This window comes from Peribacillus folii, assembly GCF_030271255.1.
Taxonomy (GTDB): Bacteria; Bacillota; Bacilli; order Bacillales; family DSM-1321; genus Peribacillus.
The window spans coordinates 523,186-539,132 of record NZ_JASJOM010000001.1 but is presented as its reverse complement, the minus strand read 5'-3'; the positions used below and the strand labels follow the sequence as shown (position 1 = coordinate 539,132).

The following is a 15,947-nucleotide window of genomic DNA, read 5'->3' as shown; positions in this document are numbered from 1 at the left end:
CGCCTCGGCGCTGGCGCCAGCGGCTGTCTCCCCAAGACCGCATGTCCCGCAGGAGTCTCGCCCCTTCCGTTCCAATCCACTATGCGTGAAAACGAGGATAGATGCTGATTGTCCACAGATTCAATGGATTTGCCCCTTAGCCTGTTCCAATCCACTTCAGGGACTCGCTTTCCGCAAGAATCGTGCCTCTCGTTCTGCTGTCCTTTGCCTGGAAAGTAAAGTGGTTTTCTCGGATGTAGCAACAAGCTTTATTTCGAATAGTATTTTACTGGTTCTAAATGGCCGGCCTATCATCATTTCCTAATATTTGTTTCTGTTAAAATACTATCCTAAAAAAGTTATTGACAAAGTTACTCGGAGTCCGTATAGTAATGGATATTATAAAAATATTCAGATATAATTTTTGAAACGCAATGAACAGGAGTAGTAAAAGCTCTTCATTCGGTATAGAGAGCTGCGGGGTGGTGCAACGCAGTCCAATGAGACTTTGAACTTGTCTGGGAGTGGTAAAGCGAGGGGGAAAGATTATTATTTTCCTTTTGTTTTGACGAGTGACCTTCGTTACAAGGTTTAAGAGCAGGGTTCGAAAAGAGCCAAAAAGAGTGGTACCGCGGTAAGCATAAGGCATATCGTCTCTTTCTTCATTTGATTATGAAGGAAGAGACGATATGCCTTTTTTGATTAATGGGAGGTAAGGATATGGAAACGGACAAAAGGAATTTACAGAGGACAATGACTTCGAGGCATATTACGATGATGGCATTGGGCGGGGCCATCGGTGCCGGTTTATTTAAAGGAAGCAGTTCTGCCATTGATATGGCAGGGCCGGCAGTCATCCTTGCCTATTTGATTGGAGGGATCATCCTTTTATTCATCATGCAGGGTTTGGCTGAAATGGCGGTCGCAAACAGCGGGGCAAGAACATTCAGGGATTTGGTCCAATCCATATTAGGAAAATATCCAGCCTACTTCCTGGATTGGATTTACTGGAAGATGTGGGTATTGAACATTGCGGCCGAATCGATCGTTGCGGCGATTTTCCTTCAATATTGGCTGCCTGGATATCCTATCTGGATGTTGGCGTTAGCGGTATCCGTTTTGGTCACGGCGGTCAACTTGCTGTCGGTAAAGGTTTTTGCGGAAACCGAGTATTGGCTAGCCTTAATTAAAATCACCGTCATCATTGTCTTCATCCTGGCTGGTTTGTTGTTATTGCTTGTAACGTTTGGCGATCATGCTGCAGTCGGTTTTTCCAACTTGACTGACAACGGCGGCTTCTTCCCGAATGGATCGAAAGGGTTAATCACGGCGATGCTGGTGGTCATCTATTCATATGGCGGCACGGAAATTATTGGGGTCACATTGGCTGAAACGAAAAATCCTGAAAAAGTGGTTCCAAAAGCGGTTCGCAGTACATTGGTACGGATCATTTCCTTCTATATCATCCCATTTTTCATCATCGTCAGCTTGATTCCTTGGAATGAAGTGAACGGTGTGCCGGAAAGTCCATTCGTGATGGTCTTTCAAATGATGGGAATTCCGGGTGCCGATCATATCATGAATGCCGTAGTGTTACTTGCGATCATTTCATCGATGAATTCAGGATTATACGGTTCCTCCCGCGTCCTGTATACACAAGCCGTCGACGGCCGCATCCCGACTATCTTCTCACGCTTGTCCAAGAAGAAGGTCCCGGTTTACGCCATTTTAATGTGTACGTCCGCTTTATATATCGGTGTACTGATTTCCTTATTTGCCGGCAGCAAGACCTTCGATTTCTTGATGGGATCGCTGGGATACACGGTCCTGTTCATTTGGTTGATCATTGCCTTCGCCCATTTGAAGTCACGTAAGCAGCAGCCCGGAAAACCGGGTGCCTATGCAGTCAAATGGTTCCCATATACAACCTGGGCGGCCATTATCGCCTTATTGATGATTTTGGTCGGCATCATTTTCACGACATCGATGATCGTGACGTTGATCACGCTTTGCATCTACATCTTCATTACCTTAACATACGCTTGGAAAAAAAGTCGTCACAAAATCTAGCATGAAAAAAGCCATGGCAGCAGACCGTGGCTTTTTTCATTGCCATTTGGATGGAGGGGAAATCCGGAACAGGGAAATTACCATTTTAATAGTTCAAGGGAATCATTAACATTAGCATATAAACCATCCCTTTAGGATGAAATGTAGTATAATTAGCCTTGGAAAATACCCATTATATTGAAAGTCGGAGCTAATCATGAAAAACAACCACTCTATTTTACCCTTGCACCCGCTATGGTACTCCTTGCTGCTGGTGCTTACTAGTACCATTTATTCAATCATCAATCAATCGTCAGGTCACGCTGTCGATGTTACGACAATGATAGATGGAGAGATTCCCTTCGTTAAGGCATTTGTCGTTCCTTATTTACTGTGGTATCCGTATATTTATGGATTGCTGATTTACTATTGTTTTGTTGACCGTAAACACTATTTTGTCGCTTTAGGCAGTTTAGTATCGGGAAAACTCGTCTGTTTTCTTATCTATTGCCTTTGGCAGTCGACAGTCCCCCGTCCGGAAGTGATGGGGAATGATATCTTTGCCCATTTGATGCGTTTCGTTTATAGCCACGATCAACCCGTCAATTGCCTGCCCAGCATCCATGTACTGACAACCTTCATCATGATGATCGTCGTCCACAAACGGAGGCATCAGCATAAGTGGGAGCATGCTGGCGTTACGGCATTCGGAACACTGATCATCTTATCGACCCTATTCACGAAACAGCATGCCGTATTGGATGTCCTGGCTGGAATACTCCTTGCTTGTGGAATGTACGCTGCCATCCAGTATATGTTCCAAGCGATATCGGCTTATCAGGCCAGCCATTTTCCAGCAAGGCAAGTGAAAAAATGAGCTCAGGCTAAGCAGCTGATTCATTTATAAAAAAAAGTCACTCTCGCAGGTGAAGAAAAACCATTCGTTTTTCTTCACCTGTTCTTTTTAGTAAGTCCTGCGGCCTCATTATATTTCGGAACGGAAGGTTTTTCCTAACTGGTTACCAAGACCAAAATAATGGCGGAAATTATAGATAAGTGGACTCCACTTAGTTGGATCAATATGATTGTCTTCAATAATGATGGCTTCATGAGCGTGTACATGTACAGCTTGCGTCTCGACAATGGCAAAATCAGGAGAGTGTACAGGAATTCGAATATGCTTCACTGTTGCTTCGATTTGAAGCGGACACTCCATGATTCGATTAGCTTTTACTGAAATAGACTCAATGGGTGTTAAGTTACTAAGAGAAAATTTGTCTTTTCCATATATGAAGCCCTGTTCTTTCTTATAGTCTGGAACCGGATTTTTTCCTGTGTAAGGTGCCAACCTTTCTACATGTTCCCATAATGAAGGATCCGGAACATTGATGACACATTCGGGGTGTCGTTTTATGTTTTCTATTGCTTTTCCACCAAGCCCAATTCCTAATATAATGCAATCACCTAAAGCCCATGACGATGAAATTGGGCTGATATTGTCCGTCCCATCCTCATTCAACGTATTCAGTAAAATGACTGGTGTACCATAATAGAGAATTTTCGGTTTAATTATGCTTGAGTTTAGACTGTCATTCATATTCATTACTCCTCCTATCCATATGATCTCCTTTATTGTAAAATATAATTATTTCGATGATTATCGAAATATGGATTACATGATGGGGAGGATTGGCTAATTAATGAACGCAAATCCAAATGTAGCAATGATTGCAACTCTTGTAAGTGAAGCTTCTCGTGCAGCCATATTAACGACCTTATTGGATGGCAGATACCATACTACAAGTGAATTAGCCTATATGGCAGGAATCAAACCACAAACGGCTAGTTTCCATTTAGCAAAAATGGTCGATGCTAATATAGTGATGGTTGAAAAACAGGGAAGACATCGATATTATGGAATTCAAAATCAAGAAGTTGCCCAAGTTATGGAGTCGTTTCTATCCATAGCTCCACCCATAGAAATTAAATCATTAAAACAAGCTTCGGAAGCTAAAGCGATGCGTCTTGCCAGAACATGTTATGATCATCTTGCAGGGAATTTGGGAGTGCAGTTAACAGAATCTTTAATTAAAATGGGTGTTCTTTATGAAGATAAGAACGGGTTTTCCGTTACTGAAAAAGGAGAGGCTTTCTTTACACATTTTCAAATTGATTGTAAAAGAATTAAGAAAAAGCGCCGTTCCTTCACTCACAAATGTTTAGATTGGAGTGAAAGGCGTCATCACCTGTCGGGAGCATTAGGAAATGCCCTTCTAGAGAGACTGTTAGAGTTAAATTGGATTCAACGTGTACCCAATACACGAGCAATAAATATCACGCCTGACGGAAAAAAGGGACTCATAGAAACATTTTCTTTGCAGATTTAGCCTGAAAGAGGGTAAATCTGCATTTTTTATAGGGATTATCTGTAATTATAGGGTTTGACATCCAAGGAATACGGCAGTAAAATAAACCTATCTTGCAATGCAAGGCAAATGAGCACCATTCGCTACTTGGTTATACAAGATTATGAAAGAAGTGGTTTCGATTTCTATGTCCTCGACGCAGATGCTTAAAGGAATTCTGGAAGGCTGTTTACTGGCGATCATGAAAGAAGGGGAAGTTTACGGCTATGAATTAGCCGAGAAGCTTAATAGGTATGGGTTTGAATCGTTAAGTGAAGGTACGATTTATCCATTATTGATTCGTATGCAGAAAGAAAAATTGGTCCTTACAACTTTAAGGAAATCAACTGCAGGACCTAACCGAAAGTATTATTCCTTATCGGAAAAGGGAGAAAAGGAATTAAACCTCTTTATTGAACGGTGGAATAGGCTGAGTGTCAATGTAAACCAAATAGTTAAGAACAAGGGAGGTGTGTAGCGTTGCTTGATGTGAATACACCATTGTCCAAGGATAGTCGGAATTTCTTGGAAAATCTCAGGCTATACCTTATTGCAAATGGAAAGAATACGGATGAAATCGAGGAGATCGTGGAGGAACTGGGGGTTCACCTTTTAGAGGCTGAGGGAAACGATAAGAGTGTCGAACATATTGTAGGCAGCAGCCCAAAAGAATATATGGAGCAAATTTCTGCTGAAATGCCGGTTGATGTGAAGGGCTCTCTAAAATATCTCGTAATGATTTTATTCGGTGCAGCTTCCTATTTGGTAATGGATAAAGCTCTGAATGGCGGCATCGAATTTTCATTTTTGGAGCTCATTGGCTATCCTTTGGCCGGACTTCTTTCAATCGTGGTTTATCTGATCTCTTTCAGGTATTTGGCAAGTCACACATTATCCATGGTAAGACAAAGTGTCCTCCTATTCACCCTAGGCATCATTTCGATCGCATTGTTTGCAAGTGTCATCATTCTCAGTGGAATATATGGCACCCCTTTTGTAAAACTTGAAAATACAGGTAACGTTGTGGCTGTGATAGCAGCTATTTCAATATTCATCTTTTTATCCATATGGAGTAAAACGTGGATTCCAATCATCATCCCCCTCCTTCTTTTTGGTCCCAGCCTATTGATGGACAATACCGATTATCAGGAAAGTGTAAAGCTGGTTTTGAGCAGCCTGATAACGATGCTCGGCATCCTGCTTTATTGTGGGATTACGCTGAAAAAATCGAAAAGCGTGTAAGGAAAAAAGGCACCAAACTTCCTCAAGGGGAGGTTTGGTGCCTTTGCCATTACATTTCAGCTTCCACTTCCAAGGAAGATTCTTGGCTGAATTGCTGTTTATCAAGGTCGCCTGTAATTTTACTTGTCAGGATACCTGAAGTCATGCTGCCGCTGACATTCACGGCCGTTCTTCCCATATCGATCAATGGCTCGACGGAAATCAACAGACCCGCCAAGGCGATTGGCAAGTTCATGGCGGATAATACGAGGATGGCAGCGAATGTTGCCCCACCGCCTACTCCGGCAACTCCGAACGAGCTAATCGCTACAATCGCGATCAACATGGCAATGAAAGAAGGTGTAAGCGGGTTGATGCCCACTGTCGGTGCGATCATGACCGCTAACATGGCCGGATAGATGCCGGCACAGCCGTTTTGGCCGATGGACAGGCCGAACGAGCCGGCAAAGTTGGCAATGCCCTCGGAGACACCTAGCTGTTTCTGTGTTTGGATGTTCAATGGCAGAGCACCTGCACTCGTTCTTGACGTGAAGGCAAAGGATAATACAGGGAAGGCTTTCCTCATATATACCATTGGATTCAACCCTGCAAGCGTCAGCAATAATAAATGGATCAGGAACATGACAATCAGCGCCACATAAGAGGCTCCGACGAATTTCCCTAACTTCAGGATCGCATCCAAATCACTAGTCGCTACCGTCTTCGTCATGATCGCCAGGATGCCGTATGGTGTTAAACGCAGGATCAGCGTTACGACACGCATGGTGATGCTATGCAATGTATCTACTATTTTGGCGAAGAATTCAGCATGTTCGGGCTGCTTTCTTTTGACCCCTAAATAGGCCATACCAAGGAATGCAGAAAAAATCACGACGGAAATCGTTGATGTCGGACGTGCCCCTGTTAAATCGAGGAACGGATTTGCCGGGATCAATTCAAGGATTTGCTGTGGCATCGTTTTATCCTGAATGGTTCCGTATGTCTCAGATATTTGATCTCCGCGGCTTAATTCCGCTTCGCCTTGCTCGATCTGCACGGCTTCAAGGTTGAAGACGGTTGCCGACGTGATGCCGACCGCTGCGGCAATGGCAGTGGTCCCCAGCAGGATCCCGATGATCAAGACACTGATTTTACCAATATTGCTCGTAAGCTTCAATCTTGTAAATGCGGATAAGATCGAGATGAAAACAAGCGGCATGACGATCATTTGCAGGAACTTTACATATCCGGAGCCGACAATGTTAAACCAATCGACCGATTTAACGATTGCGTCTGACTGCGGTTCATAGAAATACTGTAAAAGTAGTCCGAACACGATTCCTAATCCAAGCCCGGTAAAGACTCTCTTTGTGAAAGAGATGTGTTTCTTATTCATGTAGAATAAAACACCTAAAAGAATGAGCATTATGGCCAAATTTAAAAACACGTAACCTATCATGTATATTCCCCCTAATTCCGATTAACCTAATACGAATAATAAATACTTGAAAACAATGATACATCAACCGTTGATTTTTTACCAGAAGAAAATGATTTATTTTTGACTTTGGAGAGAATCCATGCTTCCCATATTCACGGAAAGATGAGGGAGCCGGTGAATGGCTTCGAGAGTGGAGAAATCGTCGGTACTATTTTCTTCTATTAAAAAGGGGCCTTCCCATCTTATAATGAAGAAAGGTGTCAATGCATCATGGTGTCCAGCAAGGGATGTTTGGAAAACCATTCCGAAAGAATTTCCTAGTATGTATAATTAGTAGAAGCTCTCGGTACTAAAAAAGGATAAGGGAGGATTACACCATGATAGAAGGTTTATACGAAGCTCACCTACCAGTCGCGGATTTGGACGTTTCAATTGATTTTTATAAAAAAATAGGTTTGAAGTTTGCTTGGAGGGATGAAGTGACGGCCTTCTTTTGGATCGAGGAGAACAAAAGCTGGGTCGGTCTTTGGGAGGGAAACGAATCCAAAATCCCTTATCACCCGTCATTAAGGCATATTGCTTTTCGAGTTTCTTATCAAAATATGAAAAGGGCAATATCCTGGCTCCAATCCTTGCAAATCGAGGCGGTCCCTTTTAGAAAAGGGATGTCCATCGAACCTTTCGTTCGTCCGCATCAAGGGAATGCCTCGGTCTACTTTCAAGATCCGGATGGCAATGGCTTGGAATTGATGTGTAGCGTTGAAGTCCCGGATAGGTATAAGCAGTTGACCGATAAGCTTTCATTGGAGGAATGGGAGGCTCTTTTGATCAGGTGACGGTGTTTTTACATACAGGCAAGATGGAGAAAAATATTTTAAGAGTATGAGCCATCGATACGGAAAGGCTGAAAGGCAGAAACGTGGACGTTAAACATTTTAAAGTGAATTTATTGACTCAAATGACCTTACTCATCATTTTCGTCGTTTTTATCAGTACTTTGCTTGTGAGCATTTTGTTTTCTTCATTGCTGGAAGATATCGTTGAAAACTATATGGGCAAGCAGGCGATGACGGTGGCCAAATTAGCGGCTCAGAACCCAAAAATCATCAAAGGGTTCAATGAGGATCATCCATCGGATGTGATCCAGCCCGAATCGGAAAGGATCCGCCATACTACAGGTGCCGATTATGTAACCATTGCGAACCATATGGGACTACGCTATTCCCATCCTAATCCGGCATATATCGGGAAACCTACGGCAACCAGTAATGATGCCGTTTTCAATGAACATAAATCGATCATTTATCAAGGAAATGGGATATCGGGACCGGCCATTAAAGCGAAGACGCCCATCATGAATGATAAAGGCGAGATTATCGGTGTTTCTTCTGTCGGTTTTTTAGTGGAGAATGTGCAAAATCAGCTATCCAATTATAAAATGAAAATCTTTCAATTGTCGCTGATCCCCATCCTGGCAGGAATCGTATGGGCCATATTCATTGCGCGGCGCTTAAAAAAACTTATTCTAGGTTTAGAACCGGAGGAAATTTCCTTTTTGTATCAAGAAAGGGAAGCGACCCTCGATTCCATCCGGAATGCCACCATTACGATCAATATTGGGAAACAGGTCACTTCCATGAACAAAAGGGCACGCGAGTTGTTCCATGATCATCAGCTTATGGTGGGAAAGAGGATAGTGGATGGCCAATTGGAAAAACTCATCAAAAGTGTTTTCAGCACAAAAGAGGGGACATACAATCGCAAGCTGCTTTTGGGTCAGCAGCTATACATCGTGGATTTATCACCGATCTTGAATCATAAGGACGTCAGGGGCATCGTGTTAACGATAAGGACCGTATCCGAAATTGAACAATTGACGGAAGAATTTTCAGAAATCAAGGCCTTTTCAGAAAATATGCGTGCCCAAAATCATGAGTTCTTGAACAAATTGAATACCATTTATGGCTTGCTTAGCTTAAAGCAGTATGACCGGGCCTTGAATATCATCTCTTCCGAAGTGAGGGAAAGGCAGGACATCATTTCGTTTCTGATGTCATCGGTTCAAGATCCTTTAATTGCCGCCTGCTTACTTGGAAAGAAAAACCGCTCGAAGGAATTGCAGGTTATGCTGGAAATAGATCAGGAAAGCAATTTAGACAGCTCATTAAAGCCAGAGGATTCCCATCACCTGGTTTCGATTATAGGCAATGTCATTGATAATGCGATGGAAGCAGCATGGCAGCTGAACAAAAACAATGGGAAGGTCAAAGTTTCATTTACCGACTTAGGCAATGAAATTATATTTGATATTGAGGATAATGGTCCAGGCATCCCTCCTGGAATGGAAGATATGATTTTTACGAATGGATATACGACGAAAACCGGGGAAAACCATGGGATCGGCTTGGCCATTGTAAAAAATTCGATTGGCCTTCTAAACAGTCAAATTTATATCGACCGCAGTCATTTGGGCGGAGCGAGATTTACGATTGCCTTGCCGAAGGATCGTAAAGCATGAAAGGAGGCGTACGTATGTCCAAGGCACCGATTACCGTCGTCATCGTCGAAGATGACGAGAATGCAGTGAACATATATAAACATTTCACCAATCAACTGGACCAATTCACTGTCATTGCCACCGCCAGTACAGGCAAGCAGGCGTTGGACATATTGGATGTGGCACAACCGGACTTGATTTTATTGGACATCTTTTTGCCGGATATGAACGGAATTGACCTTCTTAGGGAAATCAGGAGCGAATACCGGGGGATCGATGTGATCTTAATCACTGCCGCGAACGATACCGAAACAGTCAGTGAGGCGATTAGGGGCGGGGCTTTTGGTTATCTTATAAAACCGATCATCATCGATAAGCTGCTTGCGACACTTAACCAATACGACCTGATGAGAAAGCAGCTGGATGATAATAACCTTGTAAACCAAGAAAAGCTGGATACCCTGTTTCGGACTACAAGTCAGTCAGCTGCGGCGAATGATGACCAATTGAATTCCTTGCCCAAGGGAATTGACAAGCATACTTTGAAGATGGTTCGCAGTAAGATCCAGGACGTCACTGGCAGTTTAAATGCCGATGAACTGGGGCAGCTCGCAGGAATCAGCTATTCTACCATGCGTAGGTATTTGGAGTATTTGGTTTCCTGCAATGAAATGGAAGTCGAAGTGCTGTATGGAGGCGTGGGAAGGCCCGAGAGGAAATATAAAATAAAAAACCGCTAATGCTGGAATACCCCTTCCTCATTGGCGTTTTTTTATTTCCGAGCGTGAAAAAAATGAAAAAAACTCGATTTATAAAAAAAACTCTAATTATTTTCTTTATATGTGAAGAAAGCGTAGAGGATGATAGTCTCTAAAGAAAGCGCTATCACGTTTTTCTACCGATAAGGAAGGGAGTAAGAAGATGTTATCGATTTTAGGGTTTTCCATGATTGCTGTATTCATGTATTTAATTATGTCGAAGCGACTATCTGCCCTCGTGGCGATCATGCTCGTGCCAATCATATTTGGCGTGATTGGAGGATTTTTAACCGAACTGGGGCCGATGATGCAGGATGGTGTTGAAGGCATTGCCTCAACAGCGATCATGATTTTATTTGCGATTTTATATTTTGGAATAATGATAGACTCCGGTTTATTTGATCCGCTCATTTCTAAAATATTGAAAATAGTAAAAGGAGATCCGCTGAAAATAGTAGTGGGAACGGCGATTCTCTCAATGACCGTCGCCCTGGATGGGGATGGGACAACCACTTACATCATTACTGTTTCAGCACTATTCCCCCTTTATAAACGGCTGGGAATGAACAAACTGATCTTAGCCACCGTAGCGATGTTATCCATGGGTGTCATGAACATGACACCATGGGGAGGAGCTTCTGCCATGGCCATGGCTTCTTTGAATCTTGATGCATCCGAATTGTTCTTGCCGATGATTCCAGTCATGGGCTTTGGTCTCCTTTGGGTTCTTGCTGCAGCCTTCATTTTGGGTAAAAAGGAACGAAAAAGATTGGGCATCATAGAGATCCAGCATAATTCGGAGGCTCATGCCGAGTTAGCGGCCACAACCGTCTCCCGGGATTATCGCCGCCCGAAGTTGGTCTGGTTCAATTTCATTTTAACGGTTGTGCTTATGGCATCATTAATCATTGATTTTATGTCTTTGACCATCTTATTTATGATTGCATTCGCCATTGCGTTAGTGGTCAACTATCCGGATTTGAAAGATCAGCAGGATCGGATTGCCGTCCATTCGAAAAACGCATTGGCCGTCGTGTCCATCGTCATCGCAGCCGGGATTTTTACCGGTATCATGTCTGGAACGAAAATGATCGATGCCATGGCCCTTACATTGGTCTCGCTGATCCCGGAACCTATGGGACCGTTTTTACCGGTGATCGTGGCGTATGCCAGTGCACCATTCACGTTCTTTATGTCCAATAATGCCTTCTATTTTGGCGTACTTCCCATCATTGCACAAGCCGCCGATGCTTACGGGATCAGCGCGGCGGAAATAGGACGTGCCTCATTGATCGGCCAGCCGATACACGTACTGAGTCCATTGGTGGCGGCAGCCCATTTGCTGATAGGTTTGGTTGGCACTGATTTCAGGGATATCCAGCGGTTCGCGGTGAAATGGGCATTGGGAACCGTCACTGTCATGACGATAGCGGCGTTAATCATTGGAGTCATCTAGTCAACAGGAATGCTGCCCTATCTTATGACCAAGTCTGATCATGGGAGGTTTTTTCAATGTGGATCATCACACTCTATAAAAACAGAGGGATTGTCATGTATGAATTTGAAACGGAACAAGCCGCAAGGGAAGTGTACTGTACTATTGAAGGAAACAGGATTCTATCGGAAGTCATTTACTTCAATGACCCAGGTTTAGCATAACAGGTCTCGCACAGCAGCATAACACAAAACTTACCCCGAAAGAGCTACGGCTTTTTTGGGGTTTTCCTTTATTTGAGTCTGAATCACCAATGATTTTTGCGGTGACCCTGGCTAGATTCATGACCACAGTAGGCAAGAAGTGCTGGGGCAGGGGGCAACCGCCCATAATATGATTTCGTTCCATGCAGCTTTCAAATGAATCTTACTGCTTGGTCCGTTCTTTGAAGAATTAGGGAAGGGGTGGGGATGTATCCTTTATCGGAAGAAAATAAGCTAAAAGGAGGAAGTTTCCTTCATTCGCCTCCAAAGCTGGTAACGGAAGAACAAGTCCCTTACCCTATCTTTAAAACAGATGGGGAACAGCATGAAATGAATAGGATTTAAAAACATTTGACCCTCACGTTGCGTAATAGCGTAAAGTGAATGATAACGAAAGGAGGTAAGGGGCAGTGGCAATGAAAGTGAAGGAATTGGCCGAATTGGTGGGCATCAGCGTTAGGACCTTGCATTACTATGATGAAATCGGGTTATTATCGCCAGAGGAAACCACCGCCACCGGTTATCGTCTTTATTCGAAAGAAAATCTGGAGATGCTGCAGCAAATCCTTTTTTTTCGGGAACTGGGCATGCCGTTAAAGGAAATCAAACAAATGATAAGCAGCTCCACTTTCAATAAGGAGGAAGCACTGCGGCAGCATCAAAAAATGCTCATGGAGAAGCGCAGCCAGCTTGATATATTGATTAACACGATTGATAAAACGATCAAGCATATGAAAGGGGAAATCCAAATGACGAACGAAGAAAGATTCGAAGGGTTTGATTTCAGTCATAATCCATATGAACAGGAAGCCCGCAAGCGTTGGGGCGATGAAGCGGTCGATGAAGCGAATGCCAAAGTGGCGGGCTTGTCGAAAGAAACACAAAAAGCGGTTTCGGAAATTTATACAAAACTTGCCTCGATCCGCACGGTCTCGCCTCGGTCGGAGGAGGCACAGGCAGCGATCAAGGAATGGTATGATTGCTTGAACAATAACTTCGGAGCCTATTCACTTGATGCTTTCAAAGGATTAGGACAAATGTATGTCCACGACCAACGCTTCACGAAAAACATCGATCAATATGGTGAGGGGTTAGCCCAATTCATGTGTGATGCGATGGCGCACTTTGCGGACGTAAACGAAAAGCGGTAGCAAAGCGAATATTCCAGGAAACGAATGGCCAAAAAAAAACGGCGGAGGCCAAGAAGCCTTCGCCGTTTCAGTTTATGGATCAGTCCGTTATATGCTTGTATCTGGAATGATTTGTGTAGAGGCTTCGAAGAGATCCTCGCGTTTTCCTGTTAAAGGCGGATAAATGACCGCTTGATTGATATTCATTTTAATTTTTTTCGCTTCTTCCCCTTGATATTGCGGAATGCGGTCCCAGCCGTTCGTAAAGAGAGCACCCCATGGACCTAGATCAAGGCATGTGACATATTGTTCCTGCTTGTAGGGAATTCCCTCGATGCCAAGTAAGTCGCACACAACGTTATGGCCGGCAATCTTGCCTTGAGGCATGGCATGCTGGCAAGTCATTAAGGCTGCATGATCTTCATCGGTCATCGCCAGAGCGGTATCACCAGCAGTGAAGACGGAAGGCAATCCTATTACTCGCAAGTTTTCATCGACTGGCATGCGTCCCAATTCATCCTTTTCCACAGGGAAGTGTTCAGCCAATGGGCTTGCTTTAACACCAGCTGACCAAATGGCCGTTAATGCAGGAATGCGGCCTCCTGATTGTAAGGTCACCCCCTCCGAGTCTATTGAACTCACTGTCTCGTTTACATAGGTTTCAATATTCATATCACGTAAAGCTTGTTCAACGATTGGACGGGAATGTTCTCCCATATCAGGAGCTACGGCAGATGTTCTTTGCACAAGTATGACTTTTACTTCTGATTCTTTATTCTCTTGCTTAGCGACTTTTTTCAGGCGGTCGGTCATTTCCGAGGCAATCTCGATTCCTGTAAAACCGGCACCAACAACTACCGCGGTATATTTGCCTTCAACATGATCCGAGTCAATCAACCCATTGATATGATCATCAAGCTTGAGTGCCTCCTGATATGTATCCGTAGAAAAAGCATATTCATGTAATCCAGCGAGATCAGGTAGCACCAATTGACTTCCAGCTGCAAAGACCAAACGGTCATACGCGAGATCCAGCTGCCCGTCTTTTTGACGAACCGACACACTTTGTTCATTGGTATCGATTTTTCCGGCCTCGCCTTCGATGAAGCGAACGCCAACCGGATCCAGGACCTGGCTTAAAGGGATTCGTAAATTTTGCGGATTTTGTTCGTAAAATCGTGGACGGACGCCAAAATAAGGATCCCGATTTACTAAAACAACCTCCACTTCCGTACGTTCGATTTGTCGTTCATGCAATTGCCGTGCAGCACTTATTGCACTCCATACACCTGCAAAGCCTCCACCAATAATGACGATTCGTTTCATTACTAAATTCCTCCTTTTAATTATATATATAATAGATAATCATTATCTGTAATTAAGGGTAAAAAATTTTAAAAGTCAAGGAATGTAGCATTGGAACGAAGGTTCCGTTGCTACAATTATCGACGATTCAATGCTTCCCGAAACCAGTTGACGCCTTCTTCGTGCTGGACCTTCTGTTTGGAAAGTATCGTTTCATTCAACCAGGCGATCGTTTTAGTCTTGAGATGTTCGCGCATCAATTCCTCAGCTTCGAGCATGACGACATTGATCGTACAAGGTGCACAGCTCTTGGGGTCATTTTCTTTTCCTTCAAGCAATATGCATTTTTGCCTGATTTCTGCACATTGGAAAAAAGGCTGATTGCCTTCGATTGCTGCGATCACATCCCAAAAATTGATCTTGCTCGGTTGTTTGGCCAATTCATAGCCGCCTTTAACACCGGGCATGGAACGCACGATACCTGCCTTTTTTAATTTTGTGAAGATCTTGGAAAGGTATGTTTCGGAAACGCCTTGAAATGTTGCTAGTTCCTTGACTCCAATTGTTGTCCCGGAAGGAGTGTCAACAAAGTAAGTCAGGCAATGAAGAGCATATTCCACTCCTATACTGAATTGCAAGAAAACAACCTCCTATTACAGATACAGTTTATCTATAATTTAATGTACTTGATTTTGTGATTCCTGTCAAATGAAAACGGTAAGGGATCGAAGAACCGATCCCTGCCACCATCTCATCGCCTTTTTAGCAAGTTAACGATTTCTTTCGCTTTTTCTAGCTCTACACCCTCAATGAGACTGTTATTTTTCCGCACGGCCGTTCCGAAATGGTAATAGCCGGTATTCAATTCGGCAGAAATGGAAAGGATGTTATCCTTATTCAGACCGCTTCCGACCAAGAGTGCAATGTTGCCAGAGACTCCTTTCATCCGCTGGATGGTCCGCATGCGGCTTGCGAGATCGCCATGTCCCCCGGAGGTCAATATCGTTGTGATTTCAGGATACCGAGCTAACATCTCCGCTGATTGGACGGGGTCCGGTGTATCATCGATCGCGCGGTGAAATGTGATCTCCAGGCCTTCACATTCCGCAATCAGCTCCTCCAGGTGTCTTTGATGGAGTTCCTTTCGTTCATTCAAGGCCCCCATTACGACTCCATTCGCTCCTAGCGACCGTATGATCCGGATATCATTTTTCATGATTTCCTTGTCTCTTTCCGAGTAAGTAAACGATTGGCTATGCGGCCTTACCATCACGTTGATGGGAATCTTTACAGCACGGACGCAAGCCTCAATCAGGCCGTGGCTTGGTGTCAAGCCTCCTTCAGTTAGGGAGCTGACCAGCTCGATCCGATCTGCGCCCGCTTTTTCGATTAACTGGGCATCCTCAATGGTCGTGGCAATGAATTCGATGTACATGATTTGGAATATCCTTTCTTGGCTCAGCT

At 43.8% G+C, this 15,947-nt stretch carries 17 protein-coding genes and 1 other annotated feature; of the genes, 12 read left to right on the top strand and 5 right to left on the bottom strand.

Annotated elements, in window-relative coordinates; genetic code table 11:
- The 3 genes from QNI08_RS02630 to QNI08_RS02620 all read left to right on the top strand — a co-directional run.
- Nucleotides 1-304, top strand: a 304-nt coding sequence (locus QNI08_RS02630; protein WP_285765858.1) for a hypothetical protein, incomplete at its 5' end; no start/stop codon positions are given.
- Between the two features lie 100 nt (nucleotides 305-404).
- Nucleotides 405-640: a binding site (T-box leader), on the top strand.
- 59 nt (nucleotides 641-699) lie between these two features.
- Nucleotides 700-2,049, top strand: a complete 1,350-nt coding sequence (locus QNI08_RS02625) for an amino acid permease (RefSeq protein WP_285765857.1) — start codon at nucleotides 700-702, stop codon at nucleotides 2,047-2,049.
- A 196-nt stretch (nucleotides 2,050-2,245) separates the two neighbouring features.
- A complete protein-coding gene (locus QNI08_RS02620) occupies nucleotides 2,246-2,905 on the top strand; it encodes a phosphatase PAP2 family protein (RefSeq protein ID WP_285765856.1) in 660 nt (219 codons plus the stop codon).
- Nucleotides 2,906-3,013: 108 nt separating this feature from the next.
- On the opposite strand, the gene QNI08_RS02615 is transcribed toward QNI08_RS02620, so the two are convergent.
- Nucleotides 3,014-3,625 (bottom strand): flavin reductase family protein, encoded by a 612-nt coding sequence (locus tag QNI08_RS02615; RefSeq protein ID WP_483313733.1) that lies wholly within the window; start codon nucleotides 3,623-3,625, stop codon nucleotides 3,014-3,016.
- A 103-nt stretch (nucleotides 3,626-3,728) separates the two neighbouring features.
- Between QNI08_RS02615 and QNI08_RS02610 the strand changes: the two genes are divergently transcribed.
- The 3 genes from QNI08_RS02610 to QNI08_RS02600 all read left to right on the top strand — a co-directional run bounded on the left by QNI08_RS02610 (nucleotide 3,729) and on the right by QNI08_RS02600 (nucleotide 5,675).
- The gene (locus QNI08_RS02610) at nucleotides 3,729-4,415 is read left to right on the top strand and encodes an ArsR/SmtB family transcription factor (RefSeq protein ID WP_285765854.1); all 687 of its coding nucleotides are present in this window, start codon (nucleotides 3,729-3,731) and stop codon (nucleotides 4,413-4,415) included.
- A 142-nt stretch (nucleotides 4,416-4,557) separates the two neighbouring features.
- Nucleotides 4,558-4,911, top strand: a complete 354-nt coding sequence (locus tag QNI08_RS02605) for a PadR family transcriptional regulator (protein WP_285765853.1) — start codon at nucleotides 4,558-4,560, stop codon at nucleotides 4,909-4,911.
- 11 nt (nucleotides 4,912-4,922) lie between these two features.
- Nucleotides 4,923-5,675, top strand: a complete 753-nt coding sequence (locus tag QNI08_RS02600; protein WP_483313732.1) for an HAAS domain-containing protein — start codon at nucleotides 4,923-4,925, stop codon at nucleotides 5,673-5,675.
- Between the two features lie 49 nt (nucleotides 5,676-5,724).
- On the opposite strand, the gene QNI08_RS02595 is transcribed toward QNI08_RS02600, so the two are convergent.
- Complete coding sequence (locus tag QNI08_RS02595; RefSeq protein ID WP_285765851.1) at nucleotides 5,725-7,113, bottom strand: L-cystine transporter; 1,389 nt, start codon at nucleotides 7,111-7,113, stop codon at nucleotides 5,725-5,727.
- A gap of 359 nt (nucleotides 7,114-7,472) precedes the next feature.
- On the opposite strand from QNI08_RS02595, the gene QNI08_RS02590 reads away from it, so the two are divergent.
- The 6 genes from QNI08_RS02590 to QNI08_RS02565 all read left to right on the top strand — a co-directional run bounded on the left by QNI08_RS02590 (nucleotide 7,473) and on the right by QNI08_RS02565 (nucleotide 13,199).
- Complete coding sequence (locus tag QNI08_RS02590; protein WP_285765850.1) at nucleotides 7,473-7,931, top strand: VOC family protein; 459 nt, start codon at nucleotides 7,473-7,475, stop codon at nucleotides 7,929-7,931.
- 83 nt (nucleotides 7,932-8,014) lie between these two features.
- The gene (locus QNI08_RS02585) at nucleotides 8,015-9,613 is read left to right on the top strand and encodes an ATP-binding protein (protein WP_285765849.1); all 1,599 of its coding nucleotides are present in this window, start codon (nucleotides 8,015-8,017) and stop codon (nucleotides 9,611-9,613) included.
- Between the two features lie 14 nt (nucleotides 9,614-9,627).
- A complete protein-coding gene (locus QNI08_RS02580) occupies nucleotides 9,628-10,332 on the top strand; it encodes a response regulator (protein WP_285765848.1) in 705 nt (234 codons plus the stop codon).
- A 181-nt stretch (nucleotides 10,333-10,513) separates the two neighbouring features.
- Complete coding sequence (locus QNI08_RS02575; RefSeq protein ID WP_285765847.1) at nucleotides 10,514-11,806, top strand: CitMHS family transporter; 1,293 nt, start codon at nucleotides 10,514-10,516, stop codon at nucleotides 11,804-11,806.
- 56 nt (nucleotides 11,807-11,862) lie between these two features.
- The gene (locus tag QNI08_RS02570) at nucleotides 11,863-12,009 is read left to right on the top strand and encodes a hypothetical protein (protein ID WP_285765846.1); all 147 of its coding nucleotides are present in this window, start codon (nucleotides 11,863-11,865) and stop codon (nucleotides 12,007-12,009) included.
- Between the two features lie 449 nt (nucleotides 12,010-12,458).
- Complete coding sequence (locus tag QNI08_RS02565) at nucleotides 12,459-13,199, top strand: MerR family transcriptional regulator (protein ID WP_285765845.1); 741 nt, start codon at nucleotides 12,459-12,461, stop codon at nucleotides 13,197-13,199.
- Nucleotides 13,200-13,286: 87 nt separating this feature from the next.
- On the opposite strand, the gene QNI08_RS02560 is transcribed toward QNI08_RS02565, so the two are convergent.
- The 3 genes from QNI08_RS02560 to QNI08_RS02550 all read right to left on the bottom strand — a co-directional run bounded on the left by QNI08_RS02560 (nucleotide 13,287) and on the right by QNI08_RS02550 (nucleotide 15,918).
- Nucleotides 13,287-14,504, bottom strand: coding sequence for an NAD(P)/FAD-dependent oxidoreductase (locus QNI08_RS02560; protein ID WP_285765844.1), 1,218 nt, complete (start codon nucleotides 14,502-14,504; stop codon nucleotides 13,287-13,289).
- Nucleotides 14,505-14,620: 116 nt separating this feature from the next.
- Entirely contained in the window at nucleotides 14,621-15,121 is a 501-nt protein-coding gene (locus QNI08_RS02555; protein ID WP_285765843.1) for an RrF2 family transcriptional regulator, read from the bottom strand.
- Between the two features lie 113 nt (nucleotides 15,122-15,234).
- Nucleotides 15,235-15,918 carry a copper homeostasis protein CutC gene (locus QNI08_RS02550; RefSeq protein WP_285765842.1) on the bottom strand — a complete coding sequence of 228 codons (684 nt, stop codon included), beginning with the start codon at nucleotides 15,916-15,918 and terminating at the stop codon, nucleotides 15,235-15,237.
- Nucleotides 15,919-15,947 lie beyond the last annotated feature (29 nt).

Excerpts from the sequence above, each read along its gene's own strand:
- QNI08_RS02615 (WP_483313733.1), bottom strand. The coding sequence starts at position 3,625 with ATGAATGACAGTCTAAACTCAAGCATAATTAAACCGAAAATTCTCTAT.
- QNI08_RS02550 (WP_285765842.1), bottom strand. The coding sequence starts at position 15,918 with ATGTACATCGAATTCATTGCCACGACCATTGAGGATGCCCAGTTAATC.
- QNI08_RS02605 (WP_285765853.1), top strand. The coding sequence starts at position 4,558 with ATGAAAGAAGTGGTTTCGATTTCTATGTCCTCGACGCAGATGCTTAAA.
- QNI08_RS02610 (WP_285765854.1), top strand. The coding sequence starts at position 3,729 with ATGAACGCAAATCCAAATGTAGCAATGATTGCAACTCTTGTAAGTGAA.
- QNI08_RS02590 (WP_285765850.1), top strand. The coding sequence starts at position 7,473 with ATGATAGAAGGTTTATACGAAGCTCACCTACCAGTCGCGGATTTGGAC.
- QNI08_RS02595 (WP_285765851.1), bottom strand. The coding sequence starts at position 7,113 with ATGATAGGTTACGTGTTTTTAAATTTGGCCATAATGCTCATTCTTTTA.
- QNI08_RS02575 (WP_285765847.1), top strand. The coding sequence starts at position 10,514 with ATGTTATCGATTTTAGGGTTTTCCATGATTGCTGTATTCATGTATTTA.
- QNI08_RS02580 (WP_285765848.1), top strand. The coding sequence starts at position 9,628 with ATGTCCAAGGCACCGATTACCGTCGTCATCGTCGAAGATGACGAGAAT.
- QNI08_RS02620 (WP_285765856.1), top strand. The coding sequence starts at position 2,246 with ATGAAAAACAACCACTCTATTTTACCCTTGCACCCGCTATGGTACTCC.
- QNI08_RS02570 (WP_285765846.1), top strand. The coding sequence starts at position 11,863 with ATGTGGATCATCACACTCTATAAAAACAGAGGGATTGTCATGTATGAA.
- QNI08_RS02625 (WP_285765857.1), top strand. The coding sequence starts at position 700 with ATGGAAACGGACAAAAGGAATTTACAGAGGACAATGACTTCGAGGCAT.
- QNI08_RS02560 (WP_285765844.1), bottom strand. The coding sequence starts at position 14,504 with ATGAAACGAATCGTCATTATTGGTGGAGGCTTTGCAGGTGTATGGAGT.